The sequence below is a fragment of the Pedobacter roseus genome (assembly GCF_014395225.1).
GTDB classification, from domain to species: Bacteria; Bacteroidota; Bacteroidia; order Sphingobacteriales; family Sphingobacteriaceae; genus Pedobacter; species Pedobacter roseus.
The window spans coordinates 3331203-3348114 of sequence record NZ_CP060723.1 but is presented as its reverse complement, the minus strand read 5'-3'; the positions used below and the strand labels follow the sequence as shown (position 1 = coordinate 3348114).

Sequence of the window (16912 nt, the reverse complement as noted above, 5' to 3'; positions counted from 1 at the left end):
TGAATGAGTGAATGATAAAATGATTTAATAAAATTCCCTAAAACATTCACTTACTCAAAATTCAATCATTCTCTAATTAATTATTTTCTCGTTTAATCATTTCTTTGGGCTAAATTTGGGATCTACAATTAAAGGTATCTTCATTGATATGAAAAAAACCAAAGAAGCCAAAAAGCCAGGTATTTTCAGTTTACTTGGAAATTATCGGGGCTTAATTTTTCTGCTGATCCTGTTTGCCCTGCTCAGTAATGGCATCAATTTGCTTTTACCAAAGATTATTGCCAGCGGTATCGACTCTTATACCAACAAAACCTTCGATTTAAAACACATCATGTTCCAGTTTTCGCTGGCCATTGTACTGGTTTTTATCTTTACTTATTTACAAAGTATTGTACAAACCTATGCTTCGGAGCGTGTGGCGAAAGATTTAAGGACTAAACTTTCTGATCAGATTTCGAGGCAAAGCCACGCTTATATTATTCAGGCCAATCCTTCTAAATTGCTTACCAATCTTACTGCAGATGCCGATTCAATCAAAATGTTTGTTTCGCAGGCCATTGTTTCTATATGTTCTTCTATCTTTTTAATTGTTGGCGCCAGTATTCTGCTGCTCATGATTAACTGGAAACTGGCATTATGCGTAATTGCGATCGTACCCATTATTGGCGGTGCATTTTTTTATGTATTGAGCAAGGTGAGGGTGCTTTTTAAAAAGAGCAGGGAAGTAATCGATTGGCTCAACAAGGTAATCAGCGAAAGTATAATGGGATCGGCTTTGATCCGCGTAATCAATTCGCAGATGCTGGAGTATAATAAGTTTTTAGATGCCAATGCCAAAGCAAGAGATTTAGGTATTTCCATCCTCCGGATGTTTGCGGCGCTGATTCCGGTTATAGTTTTTACTGCCAATTTAGCTGGATTATGTATTCTGGTATTGGGTGGTCACTTTGTGATTACCAATTCGATGACCCTGGGAGAATTTACTGCTTTCAGCAGTTACCTCACACTGATTATATTTCCGATTTTGGTAATTGGTTTTATGAGCAACGTAATTGCACAGGCTACAGCATCTTATCAGAGGATTGAAAGTGTGTTGAATGCTAAAGAAATTAATCATCCGGGTACATTAAGCATTTCCTTAAAAGGTGATGTAGAAGCAAAAGACATCAGTTTAAGTTTTGGACAAAAACCAGTTTTGAAATCGGTTTCTTTTTCTGGCAAAGCAGGCTCCAAAACGGCCATTATCGGTCCTACTGCTGCTGGTAAAACACAGTTACTTTATATTTTAACAGGTTTGATCGATGCTGATGCCGGGTCGGTATTGTACGATGGGCAGGAGATTAAACAGTATAAACAGGAAGATTTCCATCAACAGGTGGGTTTTGTATTTCAGGATAGCATTATGTTTAACATGAGCATCAGAGAGAACATTGCCTTTAGCGATACGGTTACAGATGAATCTTTAGCTAAAGCCATTGCCACTGCCGAGCTGAAAGATTTTGTAGATGCCTTGCCCGATCAATTGAACACGATTGTTTCGGAACGGGGAAATAGCTTATCTGGCGGACAAAAACAGCGGATTATGCTGGCGAGGGCACTGGCTGTAAATCCGAAGATCTTATTACTGGATGATTTTACTGCCCGTGTTGATACCAATACCGAGAAAAGGATTCTGGAGAATATCCAGCAGAATTATCCTGGTTTAACTTTACTTTCCATTACCCAAAAAATAGCTTCTGTTGAACATTACGATAAAGTAATCTTGCTGATGCAGGGGGAGATTATTGCAGAAGGAACCCATCAGGAATTGCTGAAAAGCAGTCCTGAATATGTTCAGATTTACAATTCACAACAGAGCACCAGTAATTATGAACTACAATCTTAACCAGCTTAGCAACAAGCAGGAAAAGCAATCGACTTTTAAAGCGCTGAAAAGCCTGCTAAAACTGATTTCTGCTGAGCGAAAAAACCTTTGGCTGGCACTGATTGCCATTTTAGTCAATTCTGGTTTATTGCTTTTAGGCCCTTTATTGGTCGGTCATACGGTTGATACCTACATCCGCACCAAACAGTTTCATGGTGTGCTTATTTTTGGCGGCATTTTGTTGGTGATGTACATGATTGCCATGGTTACAGGTTATACGCAAACCAGGTTGATGGGAGGAGTGGGGCAGCGGATGCTTTATACCTTACGTAACGCGATATTTAATAAGCTACAGGAACTTCCGGTTTCATTTTTTAACCAGAATAAAGCAGGCGATCTGATTTCGAGGGTAAATAACGATACAGACAAACTGAACCAGTTTTTTTCACAATCCTTGATGCAGTTTATCGGCAGTATTGTAACCATGATCGGTGCCGGTATTTTCCTGCTTTCCATTAACCTTGAATTAGGAGCTGCTACACTTGCGCCTGCCGTGGTGATTGTACTTTTTACGGTGGCTTTATCGCCCTGGGTAAAAGGAAAAAATGCTAAAAACTTAAAAAGTGTGGGCGGAATGAGTGCTGAAATCCAGGAAAGCCTCAATAATTTTAAAGTGATTATTGCCTTTAATCGCAGGGATTATTTTAGAAAACGTTTTGACGAAGCGAATAATCAAAACTATAAAACGGCAATCGGGGCAGGTTTGGCAAACAATATTTTTGTGCCTGTTTATGGTTTGTTATCGAGTATAGCACAGCTGATTACCTTATTGTTTGGTATTCATTTAATTTCAACAGGTAACTTTACCCTGGGATTGCTGGTGAGTTATATTGCGTACACGACCAACTTTTATAACCCATTAAGACAGCTGGCTGCACTTTGGACCAGTTTTCAAGTAGCGATGGCAAGTTGGGACAGGATATTGCAGATTTTATCGTTAGAAAGCAATCTGAAACAGATAGAGTTAAATGAAACCGTTACGTCTGATGCCTTGCTGGAATTCAAAAACGTGCACTTTTCTTATGATGATAGCAAGGAAATCCTGCATAACATTAATTTAAGGTTCGAAAAAGGTAAAACTTATGCATTGATCGGTCCAACAGGTGGTGGAAAAACCACAACAGCTTCGTTAATTTCCCGTTTATACGATGCTACCAAGGGAACAGTTTTATTAAATGGAAAAGACATCCGTTCATTTTCTGCAGAAGAAAGGACACAAAAAATAGGCTTCATTTTACAGGAACCATTTTTATTCACCGGAACCGTAAAAGAGAATATTTTATACGGCAACAGTCAATATAAAGAGGTTACTGATGAGGAGCTTGAAAAAATAATCGAAGAAGCTAACCTGAATGCTCTTTTAGCCATTTTTGATGAAGGATTAAATACACCGGTTACCTCGGGTTCTGATAGCATCAGTTTAGGACAGAAACAGTTGATTGCTTTTATGCGTGCGGTTTTACGGAATCCGGAACTATTGATTTTGGATGAAGCTACCGCAAACATTGATACCATCACTGAACAGCTTTTGGGCAGTATTTTAAACAAACTTTCGAAAGAAACTACCCTTGTTATTATTGCTCACCGTTTAAATACCATCGAAAACGCCGACGAAATTTATTTTGTAAATGAAGGCGAAGTGCAAAAAGCGGGAACACTGAACGATGCACTGAATATGTTACTGAAAGGGAAACGGGTAAGTTGATATATTTACAGGCATAGACCCCGCAAGTTTAATTCGGAGTAGTTAGATCCTTATATGCCTCATTGAGAGCTTCACCGTTTAAAAACCTGCGAGGTCTGATCAAACAATTAAAAACACAAATGAAAAAATATTTCTTCTCTCTGGCCCTTTCGGCCTTAAGCTTATCTTCTTTTGCACAAAGTGCAGAACAAAGTCTTTTTGTTCAGGATAGTTTAAAATTGATTTCTTCACAGTTTAAGTTTACAGAAGGTGCATCGGTTGATAAAAATGGAAACGTTTTTTTTACTGATCAGCCTAATGATAAAATCTGGAAATATGGCATTGATGGCAAACTGAGCCTGTATATGGATAAATCGGGAAGGGCAAACGGCACTTATTTTGATAAAAAAGGCAATCTCATTGTTTGTGCTGATGAAAATAACCAGATCTGGTCTATCGATAAAAACAAAAAGATAAAAGTGCTTTTTAGCGATTATGAAGGTAAAAAAGTAAACGGACCAAACGACATCTGGTTAGATAATAAAGGTGGTATCTACTTTACCGATCCATATTATCAGCGTGATTACTGGACCAGAAAATCGGCTGAAATTCAGGGACAAAAAGTTTATTATCTTCCGAAAGGTAAAAAAGAAGCCATTGTTGTGGCTGATGATGTAGTTAAACCAAATGGTATTGTAGGTACGCCTGATGGTAAATTCATTTACATTGCCGATATGGGCGCCAATAAAACATACCGTTATGCCATTGGCGCAGATGCCAGATTATCGGATAAACAGCTGATCCTTAACCAGCACTCTGATGGAATGACTTTAGATAGTAAGGGAAATATTTATGTAACCGGAAAAGGGGTGAATATCTATAAACCAAACGGTGAAAAAATAGGCCATATCGATGTGCCTGAAGAGTGGTGTGGCAATATATGTTTCGGTGGAAAAGGAAGAAATATGCTTTTTATTACGGCTTCTAAATCACTTTATGTTATTCCGGTAAACGCAAAAGGAGTAGAGTAACTAGTGGTTTTAGTCGTTTAAATGCATTTAAAGCCCGAAAAACGAGTATGAACTAGATCAAAATTTTTTTCTGTTCAGTTTATTCAACCCCTAAAAATATTAAACTCATTATTTAGTTTTGGGTTCCTACTTATAGGGATAGACGACTATGAAAAAGCCCTCTCAGGATTGAAGGGCTTTTTTACTTTTATTTCATCCTATGGATAAGATTTCAGATATTATAAAGTTTCTTTTAAGTGTACTGAACAGATAGGAAGGCAATTCGACTCCGCTATCGATGACAGAATCCATTGGTGCGGTCGTCATTCCCGCGCATGCGGGAATCTTAAAACGCTTGCATTACGATTCCCAATCGGGTTGGGAATGACGATCTCTCTCAGCCTAATATTCGCATACTAAACTATCTCAAGATTTTAAATTCTGCATGTAACCTGTTGGCGTTACCCCGAATTCTTTCTTAAAAGCTTTTGTAAAATATGATTGTGTTTGGATACCGATCTGATACATCACTTCTGTCATCAGCACATCTTCGGTTTTCATGATCTCAATTGCCTTTCTAAGTCTCGCCGAGCGTACAAACTCTCCTATAGATTGACCTGTGATCGATTTTATTTTCTGATAAAGCTTGGTTCTGCTCATACCGATTTCCTTACATAAATAATCGATATCCATTTCTGGGTTGATCATTTCGGCATCAATAATGGATAGTAATTTAGTTAAAAAGGCCTTATCCCTTTCCGAATGGGCGAGTGCTTTGGGTTCGTTATCCTTATTTTTTAGATAATGATCTTTCAGTTTCTGCCTTTGCTCAAAAATGTTTTTAATGGTGAGTTGCAACAGATTGATGTTGATGGGTTTAGTAAAATAAAGATCTGCACCCGATTCAGCGCCTTCAATTTCGGCTTCAATGCTATTTTTGGCCGTGAGCATTAAAAATGGAATATGGCTGGTTTCTATATCTTCCTTAATGCATCTGCAAAACTCAGTCCCGTTCATGCCGGGCATCATTACATCACTGATGATCAGATCAGGAAGGTCTGTGCGAGCCTGTTCAAGTCCTGAATGGCCATCCGAAGCTTCTGAAATAGCATAAAAGGGGCTTAAAGTATCTTTTAAGAATGCCCTTAGTTCTTCGTTATCATCTACAATAAGAATGCTGGTGGTGGCATTTGCCGGTGTTTGTTCAGTAGCTGATTGTGTTACTTCAGTTTCTGAGCGATAGCTGATGCTTTCTAAGCGGGTGCCACCAGGCTCGTTGTTTTGACTGAACTGTTCATTTAAGGTATAATCTGTTTTGCTGCCTGGTATACCAATAATAATCTCGGTTCCTTCATTCCGTTCGCTCGATACCTGTATTAAACCTTTATGCAGCAAGGTTAAACTTTTTACAAAAGCCAAACCTACGCCAGAGCCCAAATGCGTTTCGGTAATCCGGTAATAACGTTCAAATAAATGCTGGATAGAATCTTTCGAAATTCCGATACCACTATCCATTACGCGGAAATAGATGTAGGAATTGGCTTCATAATCACTTTTAATCAGTAATTGGTTTTCGAAAGCCGGTTTGCGATCGCTCAGATCTGTAAATACCTGAAGTTTAAGCGTTCCACCAGCTTTAGTATATTTAATGGAGTTATTAATCAGGTTGAGGATGATTTTTTCGATCACCTGCCTGTCGAACCAAATATCGGCTGGAAGATTTTCTTTTTCAACCGTAAAACTGATTGACTTTTCGGCCGCCATTTCCGAAAATTCTTCGGCCACTTCATCGATAAAAAGATTCAGGTTTCCGTTTACTACATTAAGTTTTAAGGCACCTGATGCTGTTTTTCTAAAATCCATTAATTCGTTAATGAGCCTCAGTAACCGGTTGGCATTGCGGTGAATAGTATTGTAATAACTCTGGAAACTTTCTTGCGTGTCTTCCCTCAACAGGCGCTCAATCGGCCCTAAAATTAATGAAAGCGGTGTACGGAACTCATGCGAAATATTGGTAAAAAACTGAAGCTGTGTCTGGTGCATTTCTTCCCTTTTTTCTTCTTCAATTTTTCTGATCTCTAACCTGCGTTTAAAACTCAATGCTAAATAGGTTAAATACAGGGCTGTGGCGATAACAACTAACCTAAACCACCAGGTTGCCCAGAAAGGAGGGGAAATGATGATTTTTAGCGTTGTTCCGGTGGTATTCCAAACATTATCGTTGTTTGATGCCCTCACCTTAAAAGTATAGGTTCCCGGATCGAGATTGGTATAAGATGCCTGTTTCGTATGGCCCGCAAAAATCCATTCTTTATCTTCACCCTCCAGTTTGTAAGCATAATTGTTGTTTTCATTCGCAACATAATTTAAACTGGCAAAACGGAACGATATCGAAGCCTGATCGTAATCCAGTTTGATTTCTTTGGTATAACTGATATCGTTTTCTAAAACGGATCCTTTTGTATTTGGTGAGATTTTCTGATTAAAAATCTGAAACTCCGTTAGGTAAACCGGTGGGATAAACTTGTTGGTCTGGATATCATCAGGAAAGAATGAATTGAAACCATTTACTCCACCAAAAAACATTTCACCATTGCGTGTTTTTAAATAGGCATTGGTTTCGAATTCCAGTCCCTGTAAACCGTCCCCTGTATTGTATTTTTTAAAGTTTTGGTGCTGCGGATTAAACCTGGTCAGGCCGTGGGCCGTAGAGATCCAAAAATTACCTTTGTCATCCTCCGTAATTCCTTTTATAAATTCGGTTGATAAGCCTGCTTTGGTCGTGTAAAGCTCAAAGTTGTTTTTAGTTCGGTTAAAACGGTAAAGTCCGGCCTGCCCGACCCACAAATTGTCTTTGCTATCAATAAAAATTACCCTTAAATCTGGACTTTTACCATCGCCCATAAAATAATGGGTAAATACCTGCGTATTGAGGTTATAACAGTTCAAACCACCGTCATCGGTACCAATCCACAGGTTTTTGTATTGATCTTCATTAACGGCAACAATATTGTTTCCGCTTAATTTACTTCCGTTTTTCCCTTCGGTAATGCGTTTAAATTGTTTGGTCTGCGCATCAAAAAGGTTTAATCCACCATAATAAGTGCCTATCCAGATGTTTCCATTACTGTCTTCGAACGTTTTCTGTACATAATCCGATGAAATAGAATTAGGATTTGCGTTGTGGTTAAAGCGGGTAAAAGAACCATCATTGTGCATCTGGTTTAAACCACCTGCCCAGGTACCAACCAGCAACATACCGTTTTTTATCTCAGTGATATCGAGAATGGCATCTGCACCAATGCTATTGGCATTGAAAGGGTTATAACGGTGGTGGATAAAGGTTTTATTCGTTTTGTTGTAAATGTCGAGTCCGCCACCGTCGGTTCCGATGTAGATGTTACCGGCTTTATCCTCATGAAAAGCCCTTACATCATTATAGCTTAAACTGTTTTTATTGGGTTCCTGGCGCACCAGTTTAAATTTTTCTGCCTGCGGACTATACAGATTTACCCCTCCACGGTGTGTACCAATCCATAAATTTCCTTGTTGATCAACATAGAGTGCCGAAACGGTGCGTTGCGATAAACTAAGTGTATTTCCTGCTTCATTCTGATAATGCGTAAATGTTTCGGTTTTGGGGTTAAAAAGGTTTAAACCTCCGTTAATGCCGCCAGTCCATAGATTCTTTTGCTTATCAAAAGCAATAGCCCTCACCAGGTTACTGCCAATACTATTGTTGTTTTTTTCCTGGTGCTGATAGGTTTTAATGGCGTTTTTGACAGGATCGTAATGGATTAACCCGTTTTCCTCTGTTCCAAACCAAAAAGAGCCATCCGGATCTTTTTTAATGACCCTGAAAGATTCATTTTCTAATGCTTTAATCGCTGTTTCACTACCTGATTTAGGGTTTAAAATGTGGATGCCCGCATCGGTAGCCATCCAGATGTTTTCATTAGCATCGCAGTACAGGTCGTTAATGTAATCTTTTCGGTCGGTTTTTTTCTGATCCGAATGGTATTCGAACCTGCCAAAAGTATTAAATTTTTGATCCAGCAAGTTTAGTCCGCCACCATAAGTGCCAATCCAAATTCCTTTTGCAGTTTCCTTAACCGAGGTAATGATGTTATTGGTCTGGCTTTTTTTGTCTTTGGAACGATAAGTGGAGAAATTGTTTTTCTCGGCATTAAACCTGTTCAACCCATCTGATGTACCGATCCAAAGGGTATGGTTTTTATCCTCAAATATGCACCTGATGAAATTATCGCTGATGCTGTTTCCGTTTTTGCTGTGTTTGAAAACGGTGATCTGATTGCCGTCGTATTTGTTCAAACCATCGCGTGTACCAAACCAGATAAAACCCCGGTAATCTTGAAAAATGCATTCGATGGTGCTGTTCGATAGTCCGTCTTCTACACTTACGTGTTTAAACTTTAAATTTTGCGCGCTGATATTCCCTATTGAAAAAGTAAGGAGGAGCAGGAGAATGGTTCTCGTTAACGCGTTCATTTAATCGTTTGGTGGGATGGTTCTGAGGCGATAAAGATAATTGATTTTTATGAACCTTTTTTTACGGGTTGGTGGGTTAGCCGCGTATCGTCATCACTAGACATAGTTTTCAAAAAATATTATCATAGTAATGATCTATTTCGATAGATCGTCATTTCGACCGCAGTGGAGAAATCTATAAAGTTTCTGATCAAAGATCTCTCATCCGAATTAAAGTCCTACCATGGAGATACAATTTTTCTATCGCTCTATGCCGCGAGGGCATGGTACTTTGGAGCGCCAAAGTACCCAAAGCGCTTTGTCAATCCAGCAATGTGGCTTCTCAACAGCCCCTGCTCATCAAAAAAACAGCGGCACTTTGTTTTGCTCGTTTCTGCTAAGTGGAAGTTTGTGAGGTATTTTCACAAAACCACTGCGTTTCAGGTTTGGAGTTGCCACTTGTTCCATTTTGCAACTGTTTTTTTGATTTTTCTGCCACTTGGGATTGACGGCGTGCATGGTTAAAACCCGTTCTTTATTAAAGTTAGTTAGCAAAATGCATAGAATGTTCTAAAAAAAAGGATATATCCAAACGGTTGGCTTGCGCGGGAATGACGCAAAGCGTTTAGAACGATTATATTAAAAAAGCCATTAATACGCTATTCAAACCAATAATATGTCGATTAGCACAAAAGAAATGAACAATAGCACAAAGCGGATAAAGCCATAAAGCCTTCATTTGTATCGTTAATTCTAACCATAATATTCTATGCACATTTTTACATCTTTCATCAGGAGTAACAAGCGGATGTTAATGCTTTTACTATTGATTTTTACCCATGGATATCTTTTTGCACAGCAAGCCACCATTACCGGAGTTGTTAAAACGGCGCCCGATAATTTAGGTATGCCGGGTGTAAGCGTTCGCTTAAAGGGAACCGCGATTGCCACCTCTACCGATGCTAACGGAAACTTTAGTATCAAAATACCTGCTAAAGCCGGCATCCTCGAATTTACCTCGGTGGGTTATAAGGTTCAGGAAATCCCTGTTTCTAAAAGCACCACTTTAAACATCACCTTAATAGAAGATGCTTCTACCTTAAATGATGTAGTGGTGGTAGGTTACGGAACTACGCGAAAACAAGATCTTACCGGTTCTGTTGCAGTGGTAGGTGTTAAAGATTTTCAAAAGGGGAGCATCAGCACACCAGAGCAAATGTTATCGGGTAAAGTATCGGGTGTTTCCATTACTTCAAACAGCGGTCAGCCGGGAAGCGGGAGCACCATTCGTATCCGTGGGGGTTCATCATTAAATGCCAGTAACGATCCATTATTCGTGATCGACGGGGTACCCTTGGAAAGTGGGGGTGTTTCGGGTGCATCTAATCCATTGAGTTTTATTAACCCAAATGACATTGAAACTTTCACGGTGTTAAAAGATGCATCGGCAGCAGCCATTTATGGTGCAAGGGCATCCAATGGGGTAATCATCATCACCACGAAGAAAGGTTTGGGTGATGCCTTAAAAGTGACTTTCAATTCGGTAAACTCGGTTTCTAAATTAACCAGACAACTGGATGTGTTAAGCGCTGATGAAATCCGTTCGATTGTAAATGCTAAAGGTACTTCTGCGCAAAAAGCACAATTGGGTACATTTAATACCAATTGGCAGGATCTGATTTATCAGGATGGTTTTTCAACCGATAACAACATCAGCATTAGCGGTGGAGTAAAAAAACTGCCTTACCGTTTATCCATCGGTTATCAAAATCAAACCGGCGTGTTAAGAACCGATCAATTACAGAAAACTTCAGCTGCCCTCGTTTTCAACCCAAGGTTTTTTGATAATCATTTAAAACTGGATATCAACCTGAAAGGAAGCATGCAGAAAACGCGTTTCGCCAATACGGCCGCTATTGGTGGTGCAGTGAGTTTCGATCCAACACAAGCTACATATACCAATAAATCAGACTATAATGGTTATTGGGAATGGTTAGATTCTACTACACCAACAGGATTGGTGAATCTGGTTGGCCGTAATCCGGTGGGTTTATTGGAGCAAAGAGAAGACCGTGCTAAACCTATGCGCAGTATCGGTAACGTTCAACTGGATTATAGTTTTCCCTTTTTGCCAGAATTACATGCCAATTTAAATGCAGCTTATGATGTAGCATCAGGAAAAGGTACAGTTTTTGTCGATCCAAATGCAGCAGAGGCATTTGTTGGTAACCTAAATGGTGTTGGTAACGGCGTAAATAACCAATACAAACAGAACAGGAGAAATACCGTTTTGGATTTTTACCTGAACTACATTAAAGAATTTAAATCGATTAAAAGTAGGGTAGATGCAACAGCAGGTTATTCTTATAATGATTATTTAACCACTCAGTATTATTATCCAAGTTTCGATGCCAATGGCAATAAGGTGGCCAATTCTGATCCGGCTTTTGCTTTTAACAAACCTCAATACCGTTTGATTTCTTATTTCGGAAGATTGAATTATAATTACGACGAACGTTTTCTTTTAACGGCAACGGTACGCCGCGATGGTTCGTCACGTTTTGGGCCTGCCTATAAATATGGTGTGTTTCCATCAGCAGCTCTTGCATGGACAATCAAAAATGAATCTTTCCTGAAGGATAACAAAACTATTTCTGCTTTAAAATTACGTATAGGGTACGGTATTACCGGACAACAGGATGGTATTGATAATTACGGGTACATGTCTACCTATGGTTTAAGTGCTTTAAATGCATCCTACCAGTTTGGAAATACCTTTTACCAAATGTATCGCCCGAGTGCCTACATTGCCAACATTAAGTGGGAAGAAACAGCAACAGCGAACATCGGTTTAGATTTTGGTTTACTGGATAATCGTATTACAGGTACTTTAGAGCTTTATCAAAAGAAAACCAGTGATTTGTTAAACAGAATTCCTCAGCCTGCCGGAACAAACTTTGCGGCCACGGCCATTGTGAATGTAGGGGATATGGAAAACAAAGGTGTTGAGCTTACCCTGGGATTTAATCCGGTAAAAGAAAAGGATTTCAACTGGGATTTCAGCTTCAACGCTACTTATAACAAAAATACCATCACCAATTTAACGGTGGTACCTAACGATCCAAATTATGCAGGTTTCCCAAGTGGAACGATTGCGGGCGGTGTTGGGGGACAAAATGCCTTTATCAATGCCGTTGGCGGACCGAAGAATACCTTCAACTTATTTGAGCAGACTTACGATCAGAACGGAAACCCGATCGAAGGCGTTTATGTAGATCAGAATGGAGATGGGGTAATTAACCAGAACGATTTCAAAAAAGGGAAACAGGCCGATCCTAAAGTGTTTTTAGGTTTTAGCAACAACTTAAGCTACAAAAAATGGAACTTATCATTCACTTTGAGGGCGAATTTAGGAAACTATGTTTACAACAATAACTATAGCCAGAGCGGTAATTTAAACCAGATTTTAGGTACAGCTATTATTTTAAATGCTTCACCAAATTACCTCACCACCAATTTTAAAACACAGCAGTTATTGAGCGATTATTATGTTCAAAATGCCTCATTCCTTAGAATGGACAATGTTAACCTGGGGTATGCTTTTGGTCAGATTTTAAAAACCAAAGCAAACTTAGCTTTAACGGCCAGCGTGCAAAATGTGTTTGTAATTACTAAATACAAAGGTTTAGACCCAGAGGTAGCCTCTGGAGTAGATAACAACATCTATCCCCGTCCGCGCATTTTCTCTTTAGGCCTAAATGTTAATTTTTAAGATCATGAACTGTATTAACAAAAAATATATGAAACCACGTGTTTTACAACTTTTTATGCTGGCTTGCACTGCGGTAATTTTTACCACATCGTGCAACAAACTGGATTTGGTACCTACCAATGATCTTACTGCAGATAAAGTATATACTTCGGCCGCTGGTTATAAACAATCGTTGGCTAAGGTTTACGGCGCTTTTGCCCTTACCGGAAATGCATCCGTTGGCCAGCCCGATATTCCGGTAGAGATTATCAAAGATGAAGGTAATTCCGATTTCTTGCGTTTATACTGGAATTTGCAGGAACTCACTACTGATGAAGCCGTTTGGTCGTGGCAGAACGATGCCGGTATTCAGGGCCTGCACGAAATGACATGGTCATCAATCAATTCGATCATCAATGGTTTATATTACCGTTCATTTTTTCAGATTACGCTTTGTAACGATTTCATCAATCAATCATCTGATGATAATTTAAGCAAAAGAGGAATAGTAGGTGCTGACGCTGATCAGGTACGCAGGTTCAGGGCAGAAGCACGTTTTATCAGGGCTTATCAGTATGCCGTATTGATGGATATTTACGGAAATCCGCCATTGGTTACCGAAACTACCGAAATAGGAGGCAAGGACTTACCAAAACAAGTTTCACGAAAAGATTTGTTTACTTATGTAGAATCAGAGCTTAAAGCCATAGAAAATGATTTAGCGGCACCTAAAGGAAATGAATATGGTCGTGCGGATAGGGCTGCATCCTGGGCATTATTATCGAGGATATATTTAAATGCTGAAATATATACCGGTACCGCCCGATATACCGATGCCATCACCTATTGCAACAAAATTACCGCTGCGGGTTATACACTTCATGGTAATTACCGCGAGTTAACCATTGCGGATAATCACTTAAATACAGATGAGAATATTTTTACCATTAATTATGATGGGACCAGTACCCAGAATTTTGGGGGTACTACTTACCTGATGCATGGACCTGCAGCCGTTCCTGCAGACGTATCAGGGTCAAATGGTAACTGGGGCGGATTAAGGATTACCCAGCAATTTGTAAATCTTTTTGCTGATAAAACAGGTGCAACAGATACAAGGGCACAGTTTTATATGTCGGGACAAAACATGGAGATAAATGACCTGTATACTTCTACCGATGGTTACTCGAGCACCAAATACCGCAACAAAACCCGTTCTGGCGGTCCGGCTCCGCATCAGGATGTTGCCAAAGATTTTTCAGATATCGATTTCCCTCTGTTCCGTTTAGGCGAAACCTATTTAACCTATGCCGAAGCTGTTTTACGTGGCGGATCAGGTGGTAGTTTAACGCAGGCCTTAACCTACATTAACCAGTTACGTACCCGTGCGTATAATGGCAATACAGCAGGAAATATCACTTCGAGTGCTTTAACCACCGATTTTATTTTAGATGAACGTGGTCGTGAACTTTGGTACGAAGCCACCCGAAGGACAGATTTAATCCGTTTCGGGAAATTTACCACAGCTGCTTATTTATGGGCATGGAAAGGTGGTGTTAAAGGTGGTACAGCGGTAAATAGCAAATACAATCTTTATCCATTGCCGCCAACCGATCTTTCGGCCAATCCAAATCTTCGTCAGAATACAGGTTATTAATCTAAATTATCATGAAAAAATCTATTCATATCCTATATACTTTGCTTTTAGTCAGCCTTTTCTTCGGTTGCAAAAAAGATGATAGCACAAATGTAGTTACCCCGCCAGGTGCAGGCAGTCTCGCTTTTAAAAGCTCTGCAGCCGCTGTGGTATTAACTTCAGCCACTGATGCCACCAATGTAGTTACTTTCAGTTTTAAGGCGGCAAACTTTGGCGTAAGTGTGATCCCAACTTATTCTTTAGAGTTTGATATACCTTCAGATACCTTAGGCGCAAATGCCTGGGCAAATGCAATAAGCGTTAAACTTGCAACAGGTACTTTAGAAAAAGCTTATTTGGGTGCCGATTTTAATTCGCTTCTGGCCAATCAATTGTTATTGCCAACAGGTGCCGTAAGTACCTTAGTTGTAAGGTTAAAAGCAGAAGTAACCCAAAATACAGGAACGGCTTCTACCATCAAACCAATCTACTCAAGCTTAACCATGACGGTTAATCCATACAAAGCTACCATCGAATATCCGGCGTTGATGGTAAAAGGAGGCAATTCCTGGAAAACACCAACCGCAAGGACAAATGGTTTTGTACTTACTTCAGCTAAATTCAATTCAAAATATGAGGGATATTTAAATTTACCAAATGCCGATGGCTATGGTGGCGACGCTTTTCAGCTGGTATCAACAAAAGATGCGAAAGTGTACGGTTGGGGAGGTACTTCAACAACCATGAGCTTAACCGGCGGTAATTTATACCTTACGCCAGCACCGGCTTACATGAAAGTAAATGCCGATGTAGATGCATTAACCATTACCTATACGCCCGTAAAATTCTTTATCTCTGGTGATGACAATGCCTGGAGCACTTCATCAACCCCATTGATATATAATGCAACAACCGGTAAATGGGTGGCCGCAAATGTTGCCTTAACCGCAGGAAAAACTTTCGTATTTACCTGTAATGGCGGTTACGATATCAGTTATAAAGTAGATGCCAATGGAGCTTTGGTTTATGCAGGTGCACCAACCTGGGGCGGTATTAATATCCCGGTTAGCAAAACAGGTGTTTTCACCGTTACTTTAGATTTAAGTGCCGGTGACGGAAATTATACTTATTCGATTAAATAAATTTCTCGTTTCGTCATTCCCAACCCGATAGCTATCGGGTCGATTGGGAACCTTAAAGCGCTGGCAGGTATATGGAGTATTGGGATTCCCGCCTGCGCGGGAATGACGGGCGATTTAGAATAAACTATAATACAAAGATTAAGTTCAAACTTGCTTAAGAATATAGAAATGATTAAAAAAATAAAAACCATCAACTGGCTGGGCCTTATAATAATGCTCAGTTTGATTAATACAGGTTGCAAAAAATCGGTTAAAGGCGAAACGCAGATTTATCCTGCTCCCGATCCGGTAGGCACTTATGCCTTAGGAGCCGATGTAAGCTGGCTGACGGAAATGGAAGCAGCAGGCAAGAAGTTTTACAATGCTGCAGGTGAACAACAGGATTTATTGAAGATTCTGAAAGATAAAGGCATCAATACCATTCGATTGAGGGTTTGGGTGAATCCGGCTGCCGGTTATTGCAATACCGCCGATGTTTTGGCTAAGGCAAAAAGGGCAAAAGCCATGAACATGCGTTTACTGATCGATTTTCATTACAGCGATTCGTGGGCAGATCCAGCACAGCAAAACAAACCTGCCGCATGGGCTTCGCAAGATTTTGCTACCCTGAAAACTTCAGTTTATAACCATACAGTTGAGGTTTTAACGGTTTTAAAAAACAATAAAATTGTGCCAGAATGGGTACAGGTAGGCAACGAAACCAATAACGGCATGTTATGGAACGATGGAAAAGCATCTACAAGTATGAAAAACTTTGCAGATTTGGTACTTTCGGGATATAATGGTGTAAAAGCGGTAAATCCGACCTCGAAAGTGGTGGTGCATATCTCCAATGGTTACGATAACAGCTTATTTAGGTGGATATTTGATGGCTTAAAGAATAATGGTGCAAAATGGGATGTAGTCGGCATGTCGATGTACCCTACCGCGGCAGACTGGTCGACAAAAAATACCCAGTGTTTGGCCAATATGACTGATATGGTTTCGCGATACGGATCGGAAGTAATGATTTGCGAATTGGGAATGCCAGTTTCAGAAGCAGTAGCCTGCAAAGCGTTTATTAAAGATTTAATCGTGAAGAATAAATCGTTGCCAAATAACAAAGGCTTAGGGGTTTTCTATTGGGAACCGCAATCTTACAATAACTGGAGCGGTTATAAATTGGGCGCTTTTGATGATTCGGGCAAACCAACGGTTGCAATGGATGCATTTTTGCCTTAATCCCCAACCCATAAAGGGGACAGGCATGAGGCATGTTGCCATGGTTCGTGAGGACA

Annotated in this window: 8 protein-coding genes; 7 read left to right on the top strand and 1 reads right to left on the bottom strand. The window is 39.8% G+C overall.

Translation table 11 applies throughout. The features are described 5' to 3' along the window. The first annotated feature begins 148 nt into the window (after positions 1–148). The 3 genes from H9L23_RS13875 (at position 149) to H9L23_RS13865 (ending at position 4639) form a co-directional block, all read left to right on the top strand. Positions 149–1885, top strand: coding sequence for an ABC transporter ATP-binding protein (locus H9L23_RS13875; protein ID WP_187590977.1), 1737 nt, complete (start codon positions 149–151; stop codon positions 1883–1885). Next, entirely contained in the window at positions 1869–3629 is a 1761-nt protein-coding gene (locus H9L23_RS13870; protein ID WP_187590976.1) for an ABC transporter ATP-binding protein, read from the top strand. The genes H9L23_RS13875 and H9L23_RS13870 overlap by 17 nt, the downstream gene beginning before the upstream one ends. Before the next feature lie 119 nt (positions 3630–3748). Beyond that, positions 3749–4639 carry an SMP-30/gluconolactonase/LRE family protein gene (locus tag H9L23_RS13865; RefSeq protein WP_187590975.1) on the top strand — a complete coding sequence of 297 codons (891 nt, stop codon included), beginning with the start codon at positions 3749–3751 and terminating at the stop codon, positions 4637–4639. Between the two features lie 405 nt (positions 4640–5044). On the opposite strand, the gene H9L23_RS13860 is transcribed toward H9L23_RS13865, so the two are convergent. Next, positions 5045–9127, bottom strand: a complete 4083-nt coding sequence (locus H9L23_RS13860; protein ID WP_187590974.1) for a hybrid sensor histidine kinase/response regulator transcription factor — start codon at positions 9125–9127, stop codon at positions 5045–5047. A gap of 748 nt (positions 9128–9875) precedes the next feature. Between H9L23_RS13860 and H9L23_RS13855 the strand changes: the two genes are divergently transcribed. The 4 genes from H9L23_RS13855 to H9L23_RS13840 all read left to right on the top strand — a co-directional run bounded on the left by H9L23_RS13855 (position 9876) and on the right by H9L23_RS13840 (position 16856). Continuing rightward, positions 9876–12878, top strand: a complete 3003-nt coding sequence (locus H9L23_RS13855; RefSeq protein WP_187590973.1) for a SusC/RagA family TonB-linked outer membrane protein — start codon at positions 9876–9878, stop codon at positions 12876–12878. A 28-nt stretch (positions 12879–12906) separates the two neighbouring features. Next, complete coding sequence (locus H9L23_RS13850) at positions 12907–14514, top strand: RagB/SusD family nutrient uptake outer membrane protein (RefSeq protein WP_246474692.1); 1608 nt, start codon at positions 12907–12909, stop codon at positions 14512–14514. 11 nt (positions 14515–14525) lie between these two features. Further along, the gene (locus H9L23_RS13845) at positions 14526–15635 is read left to right on the top strand and encodes a SusE domain-containing protein (protein ID WP_187590972.1); all 1110 of its coding nucleotides are present in this window, start codon (positions 14526–14528) and stop codon (positions 15633–15635) included. Positions 15636–15803: 168 nt separating this feature from the next. Further along, a complete protein-coding gene (locus tag H9L23_RS13840; RefSeq protein ID WP_223190981.1) occupies positions 15804–16856 on the top strand; it encodes a glycoside hydrolase family 53 protein in 1053 nt (350 codons plus the stop codon). The last annotated feature ends 56 nt before the right edge of the window (positions 16857–16912 follow it).

What these genes read in the sequence shown, in the direction of transcription:
- H9L23_RS13875 (WP_187590977.1), top strand. Translation starts at nt 149, where the DNA reads ATGAAAAAAACCAAAGAAGCCAAAAAGCCAGGTATTTTCAGTTTACTT.
- H9L23_RS13870 (WP_187590976.1), top strand. Translation starts at nt 1,869, where the DNA reads ATGAACTACAATCTTAACCAGCTTAGCAACAAGCAGGAAAAGCAATCG.
- H9L23_RS13865 (WP_187590975.1), top strand. Translation starts at nt 3,749, where the DNA reads ATGAAAAAATATTTCTTCTCTCTGGCCCTTTCGGCCTTAAGCTTATCT.
- H9L23_RS13860 (WP_187590974.1), bottom strand. Translation starts at nt 9,127, where the DNA reads ATGAACGCGTTAACGAGAACCATTCTCCTGCTCCTCCTTACTTTTTCA.
- H9L23_RS13855 (WP_187590973.1), top strand. Translation starts at nt 9,876, where the DNA reads ATGCACATTTTTACATCTTTCATCAGGAGTAACAAGCGGATGTTAATG.
- H9L23_RS13850 (WP_246474692.1), top strand. Translation starts at nt 12,907, where the DNA reads ATGAAACCACGTGTTTTACAACTTTTTATGCTGGCTTGCACTGCGGTA.
- H9L23_RS13845 (WP_187590972.1), top strand. Translation starts at nt 14,526, where the DNA reads ATGAAAAAATCTATTCATATCCTATATACTTTGCTTTTAGTCAGCCTT.
- H9L23_RS13840 (WP_223190981.1), top strand. Translation starts at nt 15,804, where the DNA reads ATGATTAAAAAAATAAAAACCATCAACTGGCTGGGCCTTATAATAATG.